The following is a 14,705-nucleotide window of genomic DNA, read 5'->3' on the forward strand; positions in this document are numbered from 1 at the left end:
AAGGAGTGCGTGTTATGGAGCAATCCCTCTCGTTTCCACGCGGTTTTCTCTGGGGCGGCGCCATTGCCGCCAACCAGGCTGAAGGGGCATGGAACGTGGACGGCAAAGGGCCGTCCGTGGCAGACGCCGTCGCCTGGAAACCCAACCTGTCCGTAAAAGATTACAGGGGTCATATGGCCCTGACGGACGAGAACATTCGTGATGCGTTTGAAGGCAACCATGACGCGCGCTACCCGAAGCGCCGCGGCATCGATTTTTATCACCACTATAAAGACGACATCGCCCTGTTTGCTGAGATGGGTTTTAAGGTGCTGCGCGTCTCCATTGCCTGGTCGCGCATTTTCCCGACCGGAGAGGACGCTGCGCCCAACGAGGCCGGGCTGCAGTTTTATGAAGAGATGTTCCGCGAGCTGCGTCGTCATCACATCGAGCCGCTGGTCACCCTCTCCCACTATGAAATGCCGCTGGCGCTGAGCGAAAAATATAACGGCTGGGTACATCGCAACGTGGTGGATGCCTTTGTCCGCTTCAGCAATGTTTGTTTCGACCGCTATAAAGATCTGGTGCGTTACTGGCTGACCTTTAACGAAATAGACAGTATTCACCGTCATCCGTTTACCACGGCGGGTATTCGCGAAGAGAAGAGCGCACCGGGTCAGGCAAAGCAGGATATTTACCAGGGACTACATCATCAGTTTGTCGCCTCAGCACTGGTGACGCGCGACTGCCACGCCAAAATTCCCGGCAGCCAGGTCGGTTGCATGCTGACAAAACTGACCACTTACCCGCACAGTTGCCGCCCGGAAGACGTTGAAGCTACGCTGAAGAAAAACCTGGAGAACTATTTTTATGCCGACGTGCAGGTATTTGGCGACTACCCGCCGCTGATCCTGCGCGATCTGGAAAGACAAAATATCCATATTGAAATGCACCCTGACGATCGGCGTATTTTAAAGGAGCATACCGTCGATTTCGTCTCCTTTAGTTACTATATGTCGATGACCGAATCCACTCAGCCAGACGCTGAACGCATTCCCGGCAATACCGTGCTCGGTGTGAAAAATCCTTATCTGCCTGCGTCGGAATGGGGCTGGCAGATTGATCCGCTTGGGTTGAAAATCTCGCTGCTGGAGCTGTATGACCGTTACCGGAAACCGCTGTTTATCGTTGAAAACGGTCTGGGCGCGAAGGATGTGGTCGAAAACGGCAAGATCCACGATAGCTATCGCATCGACTATTTCCGCGCCCACTTTGAACAAACGCTGGCGGCGATTAATGAAGGGGTGGAGATAATGGGGTTCACCACATGGGGGTGTATCGACATTATTAGCGCAGGCACCTCGCAGATGTCGAAGCGCTATGGCTTTATCTATGTCGATCAGGACGATGAAGGCAACGGCACGTTAAAACGGCTGAAAAAAGACTCCTTCTGGTGGTACCAAAAAGTGATTGCCAGTAACGGCGCAGACCTGAGCTAAGTATGCGCAGGCCGGGCAGACGCCCGGCCATCGCGCGTCGTGGCTACGCCTGACGCAAATTCTGTGCCGCCTTCACCATATTCGCCAGCGCCGCGCGGGTTTCCGGCCAGCCGCGGGTTTTCAGGCCGCAGTCCGGGTTTACCCACAGGCGCTCAGCCGGAATGCGCTGGGCGGCTTTCTTCAGCAGGGCTTCGATCCACTCCACGCTCGGCACGTTCGGGGAGTGGATGTCGTACACGCCGGGACCAATTTCGTTCGGGTAGTCGAACTCTTCAAACGACTCCAGCAGCTCCATATCTGAACGCGAGGTCTCGATGGTGATCACGTCAGCGTCCAGCGCGGCGATCGAATCCATGATGTCGTTAAATTCGCAGTAACACATGTGGGTGTGGATCTGGGTGTCGTCCTTCGCCACCGCGGCGTTGATGCGAAACGCCTCCACGCCCCACTTCAGGTAGGCCTCCCAGTCGCTGCGGCGCAGCGGCAGACCTTCACGCAGGGCCGGTTCGTCAATCTGGATGATGCCAATGCCTGCGGCTTCGAGATCCGCCACTTCATCACGCAGCGCCAGCGCGATTTGCTTCGCGATGGTTTCACGGGACACATCTTCACGCGGGAAGGACCAGCAAAGAATGGTCACCGGGCCGGTCAACATTCCTTTCACGGGCTTGTCGGTCAGGGACTGGGCGTATTTCGCCCACTCCACGGTGATGGGTTCCGGGCGGCTGATATCACCGATGACCACCGGCGGCTTCACGCAGCGGGAGCCGTAGCTCTGCACCCAGCCATTCTGGGTGAACACGAAACCGTCCAGATGCTCACCGAAGTATTCCACCATGTCGTTACGCTCGGCCTCCCCGTGCACCAGCACGTCCAGACCTAAGCGCTCCTGCTCTACAATCGCCTGTTTGATGTGTTCGGCGATACCGGTACGGTAGTGATTCGCGTCCAGGTTGCCTTTTTTGAAGTCCAGGCGCAGGCCGCGGATCTCGGTGGTTTGCGGGAAGGAACCAATCGTGGTGGTCGGCCATGCAGGCAGGTTGAAGCGCGCGCGCTGCGCTTCGGCACGCACCTCATACGGGCTCTGACGCTGGCTGTCCTGGGCGGTGATGGCCGCCAGACGTTTCTCCACAGCCGGGTTGTGAACACGAGCCGAGTGACGGCGCGCCTGGATGGGTGCGCTCCATTCACTAATCGCCGCCGTGTCGCCGCTGTTCAGGGCGTCACGCAGCAGGGCCAGCTCCTCACACTTTTGCAGGGCAAAGGCGAACCAGCTCTTCACTTCCGCATCCAGACGGGTTTCTACGCTGAGATCAATCGGGCTGTGCAGCAGGGAGCAGGAAGAGGCGATCCACAGTTCACGTTTGTCTGCGATGTCTTTAATCTGCGCATATTTCTCCGTCAGATCGGCGCGCCAGACGTTACGCCCGTTCACGAGGCCGGCAGAGAGTAGCCAGTCCGCTGGCAGCCGTTTGTGCAGCTCTGCCACATCATCGTTACCGTGTACGAGGTCGACGTGCAGACCCTGCACCGGCAGCGCGGTAATCGTCTTCAGGTTTGGCGTCACGCCTTCGAAATAGGTGGTCAGCAGGAGCTTCACCTGCCCCGCAAGCGCGTCATATGCCGGTTTGAAGGCAGAGAGCCATGCCTGCGGCAGCTCCAGCACCAGCGCAGGTTCGTCGATCTGCACCCACTGAATGCCGCGCTTGCCCAGCTCAATCAGGACCTGTTTGTAGACCGGCAGAATATCGTTGAGCAGGCTCAGACGATCGAACTGCTCCCCTTTCACTTTACCCAGCCACAGGTAGGTTACCGGCCCCAGCAATACGGGCTTCACCTGGTGACCCAACGCCAGCGCTTCGTCCACTTCATCAAGAAGCTGCGTCCAGGTCAGTTTGAACTGCTGACCTTTTACGAACTCCGGCACCATATAGTGATAGTTGGTGTTAAACCACTTGGTCATTTCCGCCGCTGCCGCTGGCTCACCCGTTGGCGCACGGCCACGGCCGATGCGGAACAGGGTATCGATATCTACCGATCCATCGCTGTTCTGATGACGAGCCGGCACGTTGCCAAGCAGCAGGCTGGTCGTCAGAACATGGTCGTACCAGGCGAAATCGCCCACCGGCAGCAGGTCAATGCCCGCCTGTTTTTGCTGATCCCAGTGACGGGCACGCAGCTCGCGTCCCACCGCCAGCAGCTCTTCACGGGTGGCGTTTCCCGCCCAGTAGCTTTCTTGCGCTTTTTTCAGCTCGCGACGCAGGCCAACGCGAGGGAAACCGAGAGTGTGATTGCGGATGGTCATGTGTTCTTCCTCTAATTAATTGTAAATCCTTTGGATTTTGAATTCAGGGAAGGCGGCAAGTTTGCTCATCCCCGGGAGCTTACATGAGTAAGTGACCGGGGTGAGTAAACGCAGCCAACGCACCATAAATTTAAAAGACGAAGGATTTTAGACGTCCAGATGTTTACACTTCTATAATTGGCGGTTACTGTATATTCCTCAAGCGCAAAATGTTCATGCCGAAGTGAAGGACTTTCATGATCGAGATAAAACACCTGAAAACGCTCCAGGCGTTACGGAACTGCGGCTCGCTCGCGGCGGCGGCGGCCACGCTGCACCAGACCCAGTCCGCCCTTTCTCACCAGTTCAGCGATCTGGAACAACGCCTCGGCTTTCGTCTTTTTGTGCGTAAGAGCCAGCCGCTGCGCTTTACACCGCAGGGCGAGATCCTGTTGCAGCTGGCGAATCAGGTCCTGCCGCAGATCGCCAGCGCGCTGCAGGCGTGTAACGAACCGCAGCAGACCACACTGCGTATCGCCATTGAGTGCCACAGCTGTATCCAGTGGCTGACCCCCGCGCTTGAGAACTTCCGCCAGAAGTGGCCACAGGTGGAAATGGACTTTAAATCCGGCGTGACGTTCGACCCACAGCCCTCGTTGCAGCAGGGCGAGCTGGATCTGGTGATGACGTCCGATATTCTGCCTCGCAGCGGCCTGCACTATTCACCGATGTTTGATTATGAAGTGCGCCTGGTGCTGGCGCCGGACCATCCGCTGGCGGCCAAAACGCGCATCACGCCGGAAGACCTGGCGACAGAAACGCTGCTGATTTATCCGGTTCAGCGCAGTCGTCTGGATATCTGGCGTCACTTCCTGCAGCCGGCAGGCATTAGCCCGCAGTTGAAAAGCGTGGATAACACCCTGCTGTTGATTCAGATGGTGGCGGCCAGAATGGGTATCGCAGCGCTGCCGCACTGGGTGGTGGAGAGTTTTGAACGCCAGGGCCTGGTGGTCACCAAAACCCTGGGTGAAGGACTGTGGAGCCGGCTGTACGCCGCCGTGCGCGATGGCGAGCAGCGACAGCCCATTACAGAGGCGTTTATTCGCTCAGCGCGGAACCACGCGTGCGATCATCTTCCGTTTGTGCGGAGCGCGGAGCGACCCAGCGGCGATGGACCCACAGCGAAGCCAGGATCACCGTTCCCCCAATAAGGAAGCTCGGCCAGTGCGGCTGTTGCTGCCAGATGGCGAGGTTGACCAGCAGCCCCGCCGGGACATGCACGTTGTTCATGATCCCCAGCGTACCGGCGTCGACCTGGGTCGCGCCGTAGTTCCACATGAAGTATCCCAGCCCTGAAGCCACCACGCCCAGCCAGACCAGAACGCCCCACTGCACGTTCGTGGTTGGCAGTTTTTGCGGATTACCGAGCATAAACCACGCCGCCACCGCAACAATCGCAGCCCCCATATAGAACCAGGCGAACGCGTTATGCTGCGGCATCGGACGGGTTTCCATCAGACGCTTGTAGCCCACCATGCCGATGGCGAAACTGATGTTGGCGAGCTGGACGAACATCAGCCCGGTCCAGAAGTGATCGCTCACTTTGTCGTAGCGAATAATCGCCGCGCCAATCACCGCCAGTGCCGCGCTCAGCAGGTATCCCCAGCGCAGGCGGCGCTTGCTGAGCAAATCGTAGATCAGCGTGATATAGAGCGGCGTAAGCACGGTGAACAGCAGGAATTCAGAGACGGACAGGTAGACGTAAGCCCGGAAGCTAAACAGATACATGATGCCGAGCTGCATCGCCCCCACCAGCATATACAGCACGATCGTTTTCAACGATTGCCCGCGCGTACGCAGAAACGGCAGGAACACCAGCGCCGCCAGCCCCACGCGCATCAGCACCGAGAAGTAGCTGTCGACCGAACCGGCAAGGTATTCGCCAATCAGGCTAAAGGAGAAGGCCCACAGGATAGTGGTGATAATGAGTAGCGCCACAATGCTTGTCTCTCAGAAATAAGGAGAGGCATTGTAGCGAACTCTTTAGTTGACAACTGAGCAATAAATAACCGAATGAAGATTATTCAAGGAACAGTTTGCGCAGATACTTCGGTACCGCGTTATCAGCGTTAGAACCAATCACTTCCAGTTCCGGGTGCAGATCTTTCAGGCGCTGGTGCGCGTTCTGCATGATACAGCCCTTACCTGCCATCGAAAGCATTTCGGCATCGTTCATGCCGTCACCAAAGGCGATACAGTCTTTCGGCCCGAAGCCCAGACGTTTCGCGACCGCTTCCAGGGCGTGGCCTTTGGAGACACCTCCCGCCATCACTTCCAGACAGGTCAGCGTTGAGAAGCTGACATTAACGCGATCGCCCCAGCGGGCGTTGATCGCCTGCTCCAGCGGGAGCAGCTCTTCATGGCTGTCGCAGGTGAAGAACACTTTACTGATGCCATCCGGCTCCAGCAGGCCTGGTTCATACAGGGAGTAGTTGAATACCGCTTCTTTGAAGAAACGCATTTCATCCGGGCGATGGCGGTTCATGAACCAGTCGTCATCGCGGTAAACGTTAGTGACGATAGCCGGATTATTGTGCACCACGCCGAACAGATCGGCAGCAATATCGCGATCGAGGTTGTGCGTAAAGATCAGATTGCCGTCGGTATCATGTACGCGCGCACCGTTGGAGGTGATCATGTACGATTTGATCTCAAGATTATCGCGGATCTGCCCCACGTCTACGTGGTGGCGGCCGGTGGCAAACACAAAGTTCACGCCCCGGGCAGTCAGCAGCTTTAAGGTCTCTTTCGCGTAAGGCGACAGGGTGTGGTCGGGGGAAAGCAGCGTGCCATCTAAATCAGATGCAACAACCTGGTACATAGGAAAATTTAACCTCAATAGACAATCAGTTATGCCGGTCGAAAAACTCGACGATGGCGTTAAGCGCGACTGAGCGCATAGCGTCCTTTTCAAAAAGGATCTCATGGTACGCGCCGTTGATAACCAACGGTTTTCCCCCTTCACAAGGGTGGCCGGCGGCAGCGCGGAGTTCACAAAAGCGGTCATGCATGCGGTTATCCACCACACGCTCTTCTTCAGCCTGAATCAGGAGGGTTGGCGTGTCATCTTTATCGACGCCCGCCAGAACCTGCTCACCGGCAAGGATCCCTTCACGTACCCAGTGATATGTCGGGCCGCCCACGCGCAGGCGCGGCTCATCGGCATAAAAACGCAGGTTACGACGATAACGCTGTCGGCTGTGCGTCAGGACGTTCATCGCAAAGGGCAATGCTCGCCAGCGCCCCGTTCCGATGGCATAGCCTTCCCGAATTCGCTGATGGCCCTCAGCCCAGTCGAGAATATGACGTACCATCCAGTCAGGAAAACGCATGACGATGCCATACATCGGCGCGGTGAGCGCAATGGCGTCGCACTGGTGCGGGTGGCGCTGTAAGAACAGCGTTGAAATCGCACCGCCCATCGAGTGTGCCAGGATATAGCGCTTCCGCCAGGGGCCAGGCTCGACCTCCTGCTGCCAGAACGCGGCGAGATCGTCGACGTAATCACTGAAGTTATCCACATGGCCGCGATGCGTGTCCGATAACAGGCGGCCGGAAAGCCCCTGCCCGCGATGGTCAATAATCAGCACATCGAAGCCAAGATGGAACAGGTCATAGGCCAGTTCGGCGTATTTGACGTAGCTCTCGATACGTCCGGGGCAGACCACAATGACCCGGTCATTTTTCTTATCGCGAAAACGCACAAAGCGTACCGGAATATCACCGACACCCGTAAACTCATCTTCCTCACGCTGGCGCCAGAAATCGGTCAGCGGCCCCATGGAGAAAGCAGCAAATGCGTTTTCTCGTGTTTCCCAGTCCTTTTTCTGCTGAAACATCGGGTTTCTACTCACCTAAGCCAAGGAATATCGTTTTTTCGTCACCGGTCACAAAATGACTCAACAATAGCGTATTGTGGCATAAAAACAGACAATTCGGGAGTTTCAAATGACCTTCGAGTGGTGGTTCGCTTACCTGCTGACATCCATCATCCTTAGCCTTTCACCAGGCTCGGGCGCCATTAACACCATGACCACCTCCATTAACCACGGCTATCGCGGTGCGGCGGCGTCGATTGCTGGTTTGCAGGCCGGGCTGGGCATTCACATCGTGCTGGTCGGGATTGGTCTGGGTACCCTGTTCTCTCGCTCGGTGCTGGCGTTTGAAGTACTGAAATGGGCCGGGGCAGCGTATCTGATCTGGCTGGGTATTCAGCAGTGGCGCGCGGCGGGCTCCATCAACCTGAACACGCTCGCGCAGACGCAAAATCGTGGCCATCTGTTTAAGCGTGCGGTTTTCGTCAACCTGACCAACCCGAAAAGCATCGTCTTCCTCGCCGCGCTGTTCCCGCAGTTTATCGTGCCGCATCAGCCCCAGGTGATGCAGTACGTGGTGCTGGGCGCGACCACCATTATCGTCGATATCATCGTGATGATTGGTTACGCGACGCTGGCGCAGCGAATTGCGGCGTGGATTAAAGGGCCTAAACAGATGAAGGCCCTGAATAAGGTGTTTGGTTCGCTGTTTATGCTGGTTGGCGCGCTGCTAGCGTCAGCGCGTCACGCTTAGCGAGAAATGATGAGATGAATACCGAAGCCGGCGAACAGCGCCCCGGCGAAGCCGTCAATCCACTTCGCGATGCGCTGGTAGCCGCGGCGCATCGCCGGTAAGGCAAACAGGCTCGCCACGATGGTGAACCAGGCAAACGTCTCAACCACGATCAGCAGGAAGATCCCCCAGCGTGCGCCGGCGCCAACGCTGTCGCCGACAAAGAGCGAAAAGACAGAGCCGAAATAGATAATCGCTTTCGGGTTCGCCAGGTTGGTCAGCAGACCTTTTACAAAACTGCGGCCGCCCGTTGCCAGCTCAACCTTTGGCTCTTGCGGTTTTTTCTCTTCTTTCTTCAGCGCCCCGCGCAGCATCTGGTAGCCCATCCAGCACAGATACAGGCCACCGCCAACCATAATGATGTTATGCAGCCAGGCCATTTTCGCCAGAATCAGGTTCAGACCAAGCAGCGCCACCGCCGCCCAGACCATAACGCCCATGGTGATACCCAGCACGCCCATCATTGCCTCTTTGCGGGAGCGGCTGACCGCTGTTTGTGATACGAAGAAGAAGTCAGGGCCCGGGCTCATCAGCGCAACGATGTGCACTAACGCCACGGTAAGAAATAGCATCAACATAATTCGCTCGCGGGGAAATAATTCAGTGAGTCACCATCCTGGCACTTTTTCGCCCGGCTGACTACTCCTCATCATCACCGTCAGCATGGGAACGGATAAGCGCCATAAACTCCTTACCAAAACGCTCCAGCTTGCGCGTGCCAACGCCGTTAACGCTGAGCATTTCGCTGGCGCTCAGCGGCATCTGTTCGGCCATCTCGATCAGCGTCGCGTCGTTGAACACCACGTAAGGCGGGATGTTCTCTTCATCAGCGATGGCTTTACGCAGCTTGCGCAGTTTGGCAAACAGCTTGCGGTCGTAGTTGCCGCCGTACGATTTTTGCATCACCCGCGGCTTCAGGGCGACAACGCGCGGCACGGCAAGCTTCAGTTCAACGTCACCCCGCAGCACCGGGCGCGCGGCTTCGGTGAGCTGAAGCGCGGAGTGCTGGGCGATGTTTTGTGTGGCAAAACCGAGGTGAATCAGCTGACGAATAATGCTGACCCAGTGCTCGTGACTCTGATCCTTGCCGATACCGTAGACAGGCAGCTTGTCGTGGCCCATGTCGCGGATACGCTGGTTATTGGCACCACGCAGCACTTCCACCACGTAGCCCATCCCGAAGCGCTGATTCACACGATAAATGGTCGAGAGCGCCTTACGCGCGTCCATCAGACCATCGTACTGTTTCGGCGGATCGAGGCAGATATCGCAGTTGCCACACGGCTCCTGTCGCCCTTCACCAAAGTAGTTGAGCAGCACCAGACGACGGCAGGTTTGCGCTTCGGCAAATGCGCCCATCGCGTTGAGCTTGTGACGTTCAATATCCTGCAGCTGCCCTTGCGGTTTCTCTTCCAGGCAGCGGCGCAGCCACGCCATATCAGCCGGATCGTAGAACAGCATCGCTTCCGCAGGCAGACCGTCACGCCCGGCGCGACCGGTTTCCTGATAATAGGATTCGATATTGCGTGGAATGTCGAAGTGCACCACAAAGCGCACGTTTGGCTTGTTGATCCCCATGCCGAACGCCACCGTCGCCACCACAATCTGCAGGTCATCGCGCTGGAATTTCTCCTGCACGTCGGCGCGGATGTGGTTCTCTAAACCGGCATGGTAGGCCGCCGCGCTAAAACCGCGGTTTTGCAGGCGCGCGGCGGTGTCTTCCACCTTCGCACGGCTGTTGCAGTAGATGATGCCGGACTTGCCGCGCTGCTCCTGCACGTAGCGTAAGAGCTGATCCAGCGGCTTGAATTTTTCCATTAGCATGTAGCGGATGTTGGAGCGGTCGAAGCTGCTGACCTGAATATAGGGGTCGTTCAGCCCCAGCAGGCGAACGATATCCAGACGGGTGGTGTCATCTGCCGTGGCGGTAAGCGCCATAAACGGCAGCTCGGGGAAGCGCTGACGCAGCTGACCGAGTGCGGCGTATTCCGGACGGAAATCGTGTCCCCACTGGGAGATACAGTGCGCTTCATCCACCGCCAGCAGCACCGGGTTCCAGTGCGCGAGATGGTCGAGGAAGTTATCCAGCATCAGGCGTTCGGGCGCGATATACAGCAGGCGGATCTGCCCGGTGCGGCACCCGGCCATCACTTCCTGCTGCTGCTCGCGGGATTGCGTGGAGTTAAGGCAGGCCGCCGCCACGCCGTTAGCGAGCAGCTGGTCCACCTGGTCTTTCATCAGCGAAATCAGGGGCGATACCACCACCGTCAGGCCGTTAAGCACCAGCGCGGGCACCTGATAACAGAGCGATTTACCGCCGCCGGTTGGCATCACCACCAGGCAGTCGCGGCCTTCCAGCACCGTTTCAATGATGGTTTCCTGGCCAGGGCGGAACTGCTGGTAGCCAAAGGTTTCATGCAAAACCTGTTTAGCCAGCGACTCCTGATTCAATACTTCCGCCTGCGCCACATTAACCCCATCTGCGAAAAATAAAACAGGCGCTATTTTCAGCGCCTGAGAGAGAAACTTCAACGTTTAACGCAAAAACATTCGAGCTGCCTAGAGAATGTCGTTCAGCATCACGCCCACGCCGACACGGGTCTGGTTGAAGTTGTAGTCGATAAGCGACTCGCCGTAACCGCTGTAGACCTGCGTATAGATACGCACGTGCTTCGTCATTGGGTAGCTTAAGCCCACTTCCGCACCGCCGTAACCGGTGTTCCAGTTATACTGGCCCTTCGCGCTCAGCACGGCATCGCCCAGCTGATAGCCGACTTTAAGCTGGTAGTAGCCCATGTATTTGGTGATGTCCGGGTTGTCATCGGTTTCGCCCACCACATACCACGGCTTCACCTCCACCATCCAGTTGCCATTCTGCGCCATCAGGCGCGTGTAGGCGCGGTTCCAGCTACGGGACGTCGGATCGGAACGGCCATTAGAATCATGGTTAAAGCCCACTTCGACGTCACGCAGTGTCCAACCCGCAAACTCATAATCCGTTGCAAAACCGAGGAACAGCTGTGGCTCATAGTTGGTTTCACGGAACGGGGAGGACTCTCCGCTGTTAGAGAGCTGCCACCAGGATTTCTGCGTGTAAGACGCGCCCAGCACCGAGTTCGGCCCCAGAATGCCGCGCCAGAACGGGAAGGCCAGGCTGAGCTGGAACTTCACCTCATCTTTACGCGCATTATCAGACCAGTTATAGGAGCTTATCGCCTCTTTGTTGAGGTCGCTGGTCTGGGTGTAAATCACGTAGTTGGTGTCATACGGATAGAGCGTGAACGGATTGTCATGCTCCTGAAGTAGGTTGGCGATAATGCTGCCGTGAACGGCAGGTTTGTCATGCACCTCTTTGATCGTCGCTTCCTGCGCATACGCTGTGAGGGGCAGCGAAACCGCCGCCAGTAACCAGGCCAGATACGTCCGCATCGGTGGTGTTCTCCTGCAAAAGAGTAAATTTCGTTGAATAGTTATGTGGCAGTCATTCTACAGACTTCTGCGACAACTGCTGCATCCTCGTTTCTGAAAGTGGAATTCCTTATTGCTGAGGCATAAAATCAACATTTCATTAACAATAAGGATGTGATGCCTCATGTCAGCCATGCTTACCGCCGATGAAGTGTTAAAACTCGTGGGCGAGATTTTTGTTTACCATATGCCGTTTAACCGTGCGCTGGGACTGGAGCTGGAGCGTTATGAAAAGGACTTTGCCCAGCTGAGTTTCAACAACCAGCCGATGATGGTGGGTAACTGGGCGCAAAGTATTTTACACGGCGGGGTGATCGCCTCCGCGCTGGACGTCGCGGCAGGCCTGGTCTGTGTGGGCAGCACGCTGACCCGCCATGACACCATCAACGAAGACGAACTTCGCCAGCGTCTGGCACGCATGGGCACTATCGACTTACGCGTTGACTACCTTCGCCCGGGGCGCGGAAATCGCTTTACCTGTACCAGCAGCCTGTTGCGCGCGGGCAACAAAGTTGCCGTGGCACGCGTTGAATTACACAACGAGGAACAGGTCTATATTGCCAGCGCAACTGCCACTTATATGGTGGGTTGAGGCTGCAAAATCGGGTAAAATTATTTCACTTTTTTGTAACGGATTTTCCCGATGGATGCTAAACAGACGCGGCAGGGCGTTTTACTCGCCCTTGCCGCTTATTTTATTTGGGGTATCGCCCCGGCGTATTTCAAGCTTATCGCCGACGTTCCGGCCAATGAGATCCTGACTCACCGCGTCATCTGGTCGTTCTTCTTTATGATTGCGCTGATGAGCCTCAGCCGTCAGTGGTCAGGCGTCAAAACGCTGCTGCAAACCCCGAAGAAGATTTTCCTGCTGGCGCTCTCTGCCGTGCTGATCGGCGGTAACTGGCTGCTGTTTATCTGGGCAGTGAATAACCACCACATGCTCGAAGCGAGTCTGGGGTACTTCATTAACCCGCTGGTGAATATTGTGCTGGGGATGATTTTCCTCGGCGAGCGCTTCCGACGTATGCAGTGGGTGGCCGTCATTCTGGCCTTCTGCGGCGTGATGGTACAGCTCTGGACCTTCGGCTCGTTGCCGATTATTGCCCTCGGCCTGGCGTTCAGCTTTGCCTTTTATGGCCTGGTGCGTAAGAAGATAGCTGTCGAAGCACAAACCGGCATGCTGTTTGAAACCCTGTGGCTGCTGCCGGTTGCGGCGATTTATCTTTTCGGCATCGCCGACAGCCCGACCAGCCATATGGGCAGCAACCCGTGGTCGCTGAATCTGATGCTGATGGCGGCAGGTGTGGTAACGACGATCCCACTGCTGTGCTTCACCGGTGCGGCGACGCGCCTGCGTCTCTCTACCCTGGGCTTTTTCCAGTATATTGGCCCGACGCTGATGTTCCTGCTGGCGGTGGTGTTTTACGGTGAAGTGCCGGGTGCGGATAAAATGGTGACGTTCGCCTTTATCTGGGTGGCGCTGGCGATTTTTGTCGCCGATGCGATTTACACCCAGCGCAGGGCCCGCAAAGGAATGTAGGTGTTTTGTAGGGCGGGTAAGCGCAGCGCTACCCGCCAGATGTTTACAGCCAGTTACGACGCTTAAAGTACAGATACGGCGCTAGCCCGGCGAGGATCATAAAGATAATCGCCCCCGGGTAACCAAAGCTCCACTTCAGCTCCGGCATAAACTCAAAGTTCATTCCGTAGCTGGAGGCCACCAGCGTCGGCGGCAGGAACACCACGGATACCACCGAGAAGATCTTGATGATGCGGTTCTGCTCGATGTTGATAAAGCCCATCGCCGCCTGCATCAGGAAGTTGACCTTCTGGAACAGGGATTCGTTGTGCGGCAGCAGAGATTCGATATCGCGCAGGATCTCCCGCGCCTGCTCCAGCTGGCCGCCCGGCAGGCGCGCCTTGCGCACCAGGAAGTTCAGCGCGCGCTGGGTATCCATCAGACACAAACGCACTTTCCAGCCGATATCTTCCAGCTCCGCCAGGGTGGAGAGCGCTTCGTCGTACTCATCGCCCTGATGGCCTTCCATGATGACACGGCTCAGCTTTTCCAGATCGCTGTAGATGTTTTCAATCTCGTCCGCCAGCTGTTCAATTTTGGTCTCGAACAGGTCGAGCAGCAGCTCCCAGGCATTACCGTCATTTAATGGCTGGCTGCGGGCGCGCATGCGGTAGAGACGGAATGCCGGCAGCTCACGCTCGCGCAGGGTAAACAGGCGGCCATCACGAATGGTAAACGCCACGGTGGAGTTTCCCGCGTGGTCTTCGGCATCTTCAAAGAAGAAGAAAGAGTGAATGTGCAAACCGTCTTCGTCTTCAAAAAAACGCGCAGATGCTTCGATGTCTTCCAGTTCCGGGCGTGTCGCCAGGCTTTGTCCCAGCTCAGATTGTACGCGAAGGCGTTCATCGTCGTCCGGCTCGACCAGATCCACCCATACGGCATCAATGAGGGGCTGTGACTCTTCGGCTTCAAGCCGCGTCAGTCGGTTATTTTCGAGTTGAAATGCGCTCAACATGACCGGGACTCCCAATGCAAAAAAAATCGGACAGTTCGGTGGGCACACAGAAACAAATTGGGTTTCAGACCATTAAACAGCCTGACTCAGCGCGACGGGAATAATGCAGTCGCTGACAACCACTAAGGCCATCAGCAAGAGGAGATAGCCTTAGGAGTTGTTCCTGGATGACAGGGAATTGAGCCAGTATCTACTGGGTGTGTCCAAGGCGAATGTCCTCTTAGCGTAATCGTGCGCGCATGTTACGCCAGCTATAACTGTGGCGTCAACACG

At 56.7% G+C, this 14,705-nt stretch carries 14 protein-coding genes; 5 read left to right on the forward strand and 9 right to left on the reverse strand.

The window, feature by feature from the left end; translation table 11 throughout:
* The first annotated feature begins 14 nt into the window (after positions 1-14).
* Positions 15-1,478 carry a glycoside hydrolase family 1 protein gene (locus SP99_RS21495; RefSeq protein WP_047959681.1) on the forward strand — a complete coding sequence of 488 codons (1,464 nt, stop codon included), beginning with the start codon at positions 15-17 and terminating at the stop codon, positions 1,476-1,478.
* 43 nt (positions 1,479-1,521) lie between these two features.
* On the opposite strand, the gene metE is transcribed toward SP99_RS21495, so the two are convergent.
* Positions 1,522-3,783 (reverse strand): 5-methyltetrahydropteroyltriglutamate--homocysteine S-methyltransferase, encoded by a 2,262-nt coding sequence (gene metE / locus SP99_RS21500; protein ID WP_047959682.1) that lies wholly within the window; start codon positions 3,781-3,783, stop codon positions 1,522-1,524.
* Between the two features lie 236 nt (positions 3,784-4,019).
* Between metE and metR the strand changes: the two genes are divergently transcribed.
* A complete protein-coding gene (metR, locus tag SP99_RS23330) occupies positions 4,020-4,973 on the forward strand; it encodes an HTH-type transcriptional regulator MetR (protein ID WP_025757533.1) in 954 nt (317 codons plus the stop codon).
* Here the strand turns inward: metR and SP99_RS21515 are convergent.
* From SP99_RS21515 to pldB, 3 genes are all read right to left on the reverse strand, one after another.
* Complete coding sequence (locus SP99_RS21515) at positions 4,861-5,760, reverse strand: carboxylate/amino acid/amine transporter (protein ID WP_047959684.1); 900 nt, start codon at positions 5,758-5,760, stop codon at positions 4,861-4,863. The genes metR and SP99_RS21515 overlap by 113 nt on opposite strands.
* Before the next feature lie 82 nt (positions 5,761-5,842).
* Entirely contained in the window at positions 5,843-6,643 is an 801-nt protein-coding gene (gene yigL / locus SP99_RS21520) for a sugar/pyridoxal phosphate phosphatase YigL (RefSeq protein ID WP_047959685.1), read from the reverse strand.
* Positions 6,644-6,668: 25 nt separating this feature from the next.
* Complete coding sequence (pldB, locus tag SP99_RS21525) at positions 6,669-7,661, reverse strand: lysophospholipase L2 (protein ID WP_047959686.1); 993 nt, start codon at positions 7,659-7,661, stop codon at positions 6,669-6,671.
* Between the two features lie 109 nt (positions 7,662-7,770).
* Between pldB and rhtB the strand changes: the two genes are divergently transcribed.
* On the forward strand, positions 7,771-8,391 hold the full coding sequence (gene rhtB, locus SP99_RS21530; RefSeq protein WP_047959687.1) for a homoserine/homoserine lactone efflux protein: 621 nt from the start codon (positions 7,771-7,773) through the stop codon (positions 8,389-8,391).
* Here the strand turns inward: rhtB and rhtC are convergent.
* From rhtC to pldA, 3 genes are all read right to left on the reverse strand, one after another.
* Positions 8,388-9,008, reverse strand: coding sequence for a threonine export protein RhtC (gene rhtC / locus SP99_RS21535; protein WP_025757538.1), 621 nt, complete (start codon positions 9,006-9,008; stop codon positions 8,388-8,390). The two genes, rhtB and rhtC, sit on opposite strands and share 4 nt — an antisense overlap.
* Before the next feature lie 61 nt (positions 9,009-9,069).
* On the reverse strand, positions 9,070-10,899 hold the full coding sequence (gene recQ, locus SP99_RS21540; protein WP_047959688.1) for an ATP-dependent DNA helicase RecQ: 1,830 nt from the start codon (positions 10,897-10,899) through the stop codon (positions 9,070-9,072).
* Positions 10,900-10,989: 90 nt separating this feature from the next.
* Positions 10,990-11,859 carry a phospholipase A gene (pldA, locus tag SP99_RS21545; RefSeq protein WP_025757542.1) on the reverse strand — a complete coding sequence of 290 codons (870 nt, stop codon included), beginning with the start codon at positions 11,857-11,859 and terminating at the stop codon, positions 10,990-10,992.
* Positions 11,860-12,022: 163 nt separating this feature from the next.
* Between pldA and yigI the strand changes: the two genes are divergently transcribed.
* Complete coding sequence (gene yigI, locus SP99_RS21550; RefSeq protein ID WP_025757543.1) at positions 12,023-12,490, forward strand: acyl-CoA thioesterase YigI; 468 nt, start codon at positions 12,023-12,025, stop codon at positions 12,488-12,490.
* 51 nt (positions 12,491-12,541) lie between these two features.
* Positions 12,542-13,438, forward strand: coding sequence for an EamA family transporter RarD (gene rarD, locus SP99_RS21555; RefSeq protein WP_047959689.1), 897 nt, complete (start codon positions 12,542-12,544; stop codon positions 13,436-13,438).
* Between the two features lie 43 nt (positions 13,439-13,481).
* Here the strand turns inward: rarD and corA are convergent, their stop codons facing one another.
* Both corA and ysgD read right to left on the reverse strand, forming a co-directional pair.
* Positions 13,482-14,432, reverse strand: coding sequence for a magnesium/cobalt transporter CorA (corA, locus tag SP99_RS21560; protein ID WP_025757547.1), 951 nt, complete (start codon positions 14,430-14,432; stop codon positions 13,482-13,484).
* 150 nt (positions 14,433-14,582) lie between these two features.
* Positions 14,583-14,639: a YsgD/CorL family protein gene (ysgD, locus tag SP99_RS25180; RefSeq protein WP_212743980.1), complete on the reverse strand. Its 57-nt coding sequence runs from the start codon at positions 14,637-14,639 to the stop codon at positions 14,583-14,585.
* Positions 14,640-14,705: the final 66 nt, after the last annotated feature.

The sequence above is a fragment of the Enterobacter sp. BIDMC92 genome, assembly GCF_001030225.1.
GTDB classification, from domain to species: domain Bacteria; phylum Pseudomonadota; class Gammaproteobacteria; order Enterobacterales; family Enterobacteriaceae; genus Enterobacter; species Enterobacter sichuanensis.

Excerpts from the sequence above, each read along its gene's own strand:
- SP99_RS21495 (WP_047959681.1), top strand. The coding sequence starts at position 15 with ATGGAGCAATCCCTCTCGTTTCCACGCGGTTTTCTCTGGGGCGGCGCC.
- metE (WP_047959682.1), bottom strand. The coding sequence starts at position 3,783 with ATGACCATCCGCAATCACACTCTCGGTTTCCCTCGCGTTGGCCTGCGT.
- metR (WP_025757533.1), top strand. The coding sequence starts at position 4,020 with ATGATCGAGATAAAACACCTGAAAACGCTCCAGGCGTTACGGAACTGC.
- yigL (WP_047959685.1), bottom strand. The coding sequence starts at position 6,643 with ATGTACCAGGTTGTTGCATCTGATTTAGATGGCACGCTGCTTTCCCCC.
- pldB (WP_047959686.1), bottom strand. The coding sequence starts at position 7,661 with ATGTTTCAGCAGAAAAAGGACTGGGAAACACGAGAAAACGCATTTGCT.
- rhtB (WP_047959687.1), top strand. The coding sequence starts at position 7,771 with ATGACCTTCGAGTGGTGGTTCGCTTACCTGCTGACATCCATCATCCTT.
- rhtC (WP_025757538.1), bottom strand. The coding sequence starts at position 9,008 with ATGTTGATGCTATTTCTTACCGTGGCGTTAGTGCACATCGTTGCGCTG.
- pldA (WP_025757542.1), bottom strand. The coding sequence starts at position 11,859 with ATGCGGACGTATCTGGCCTGGTTACTGGCGGCGGTTTCGCTGCCCCTC.
- yigI (WP_025757543.1), top strand. The coding sequence starts at position 12,023 with ATGTCAGCCATGCTTACCGCCGATGAAGTGTTAAAACTCGTGGGCGAG.
- rarD (WP_047959689.1), top strand. The coding sequence starts at position 12,542 with ATGGATGCTAAACAGACGCGGCAGGGCGTTTTACTCGCCCTTGCCGCT.
- corA (WP_025757547.1), bottom strand. The coding sequence starts at position 14,432 with ATGTTGAGCGCATTTCAACTCGAAAATAACCGACTGACGCGGCTTGAA.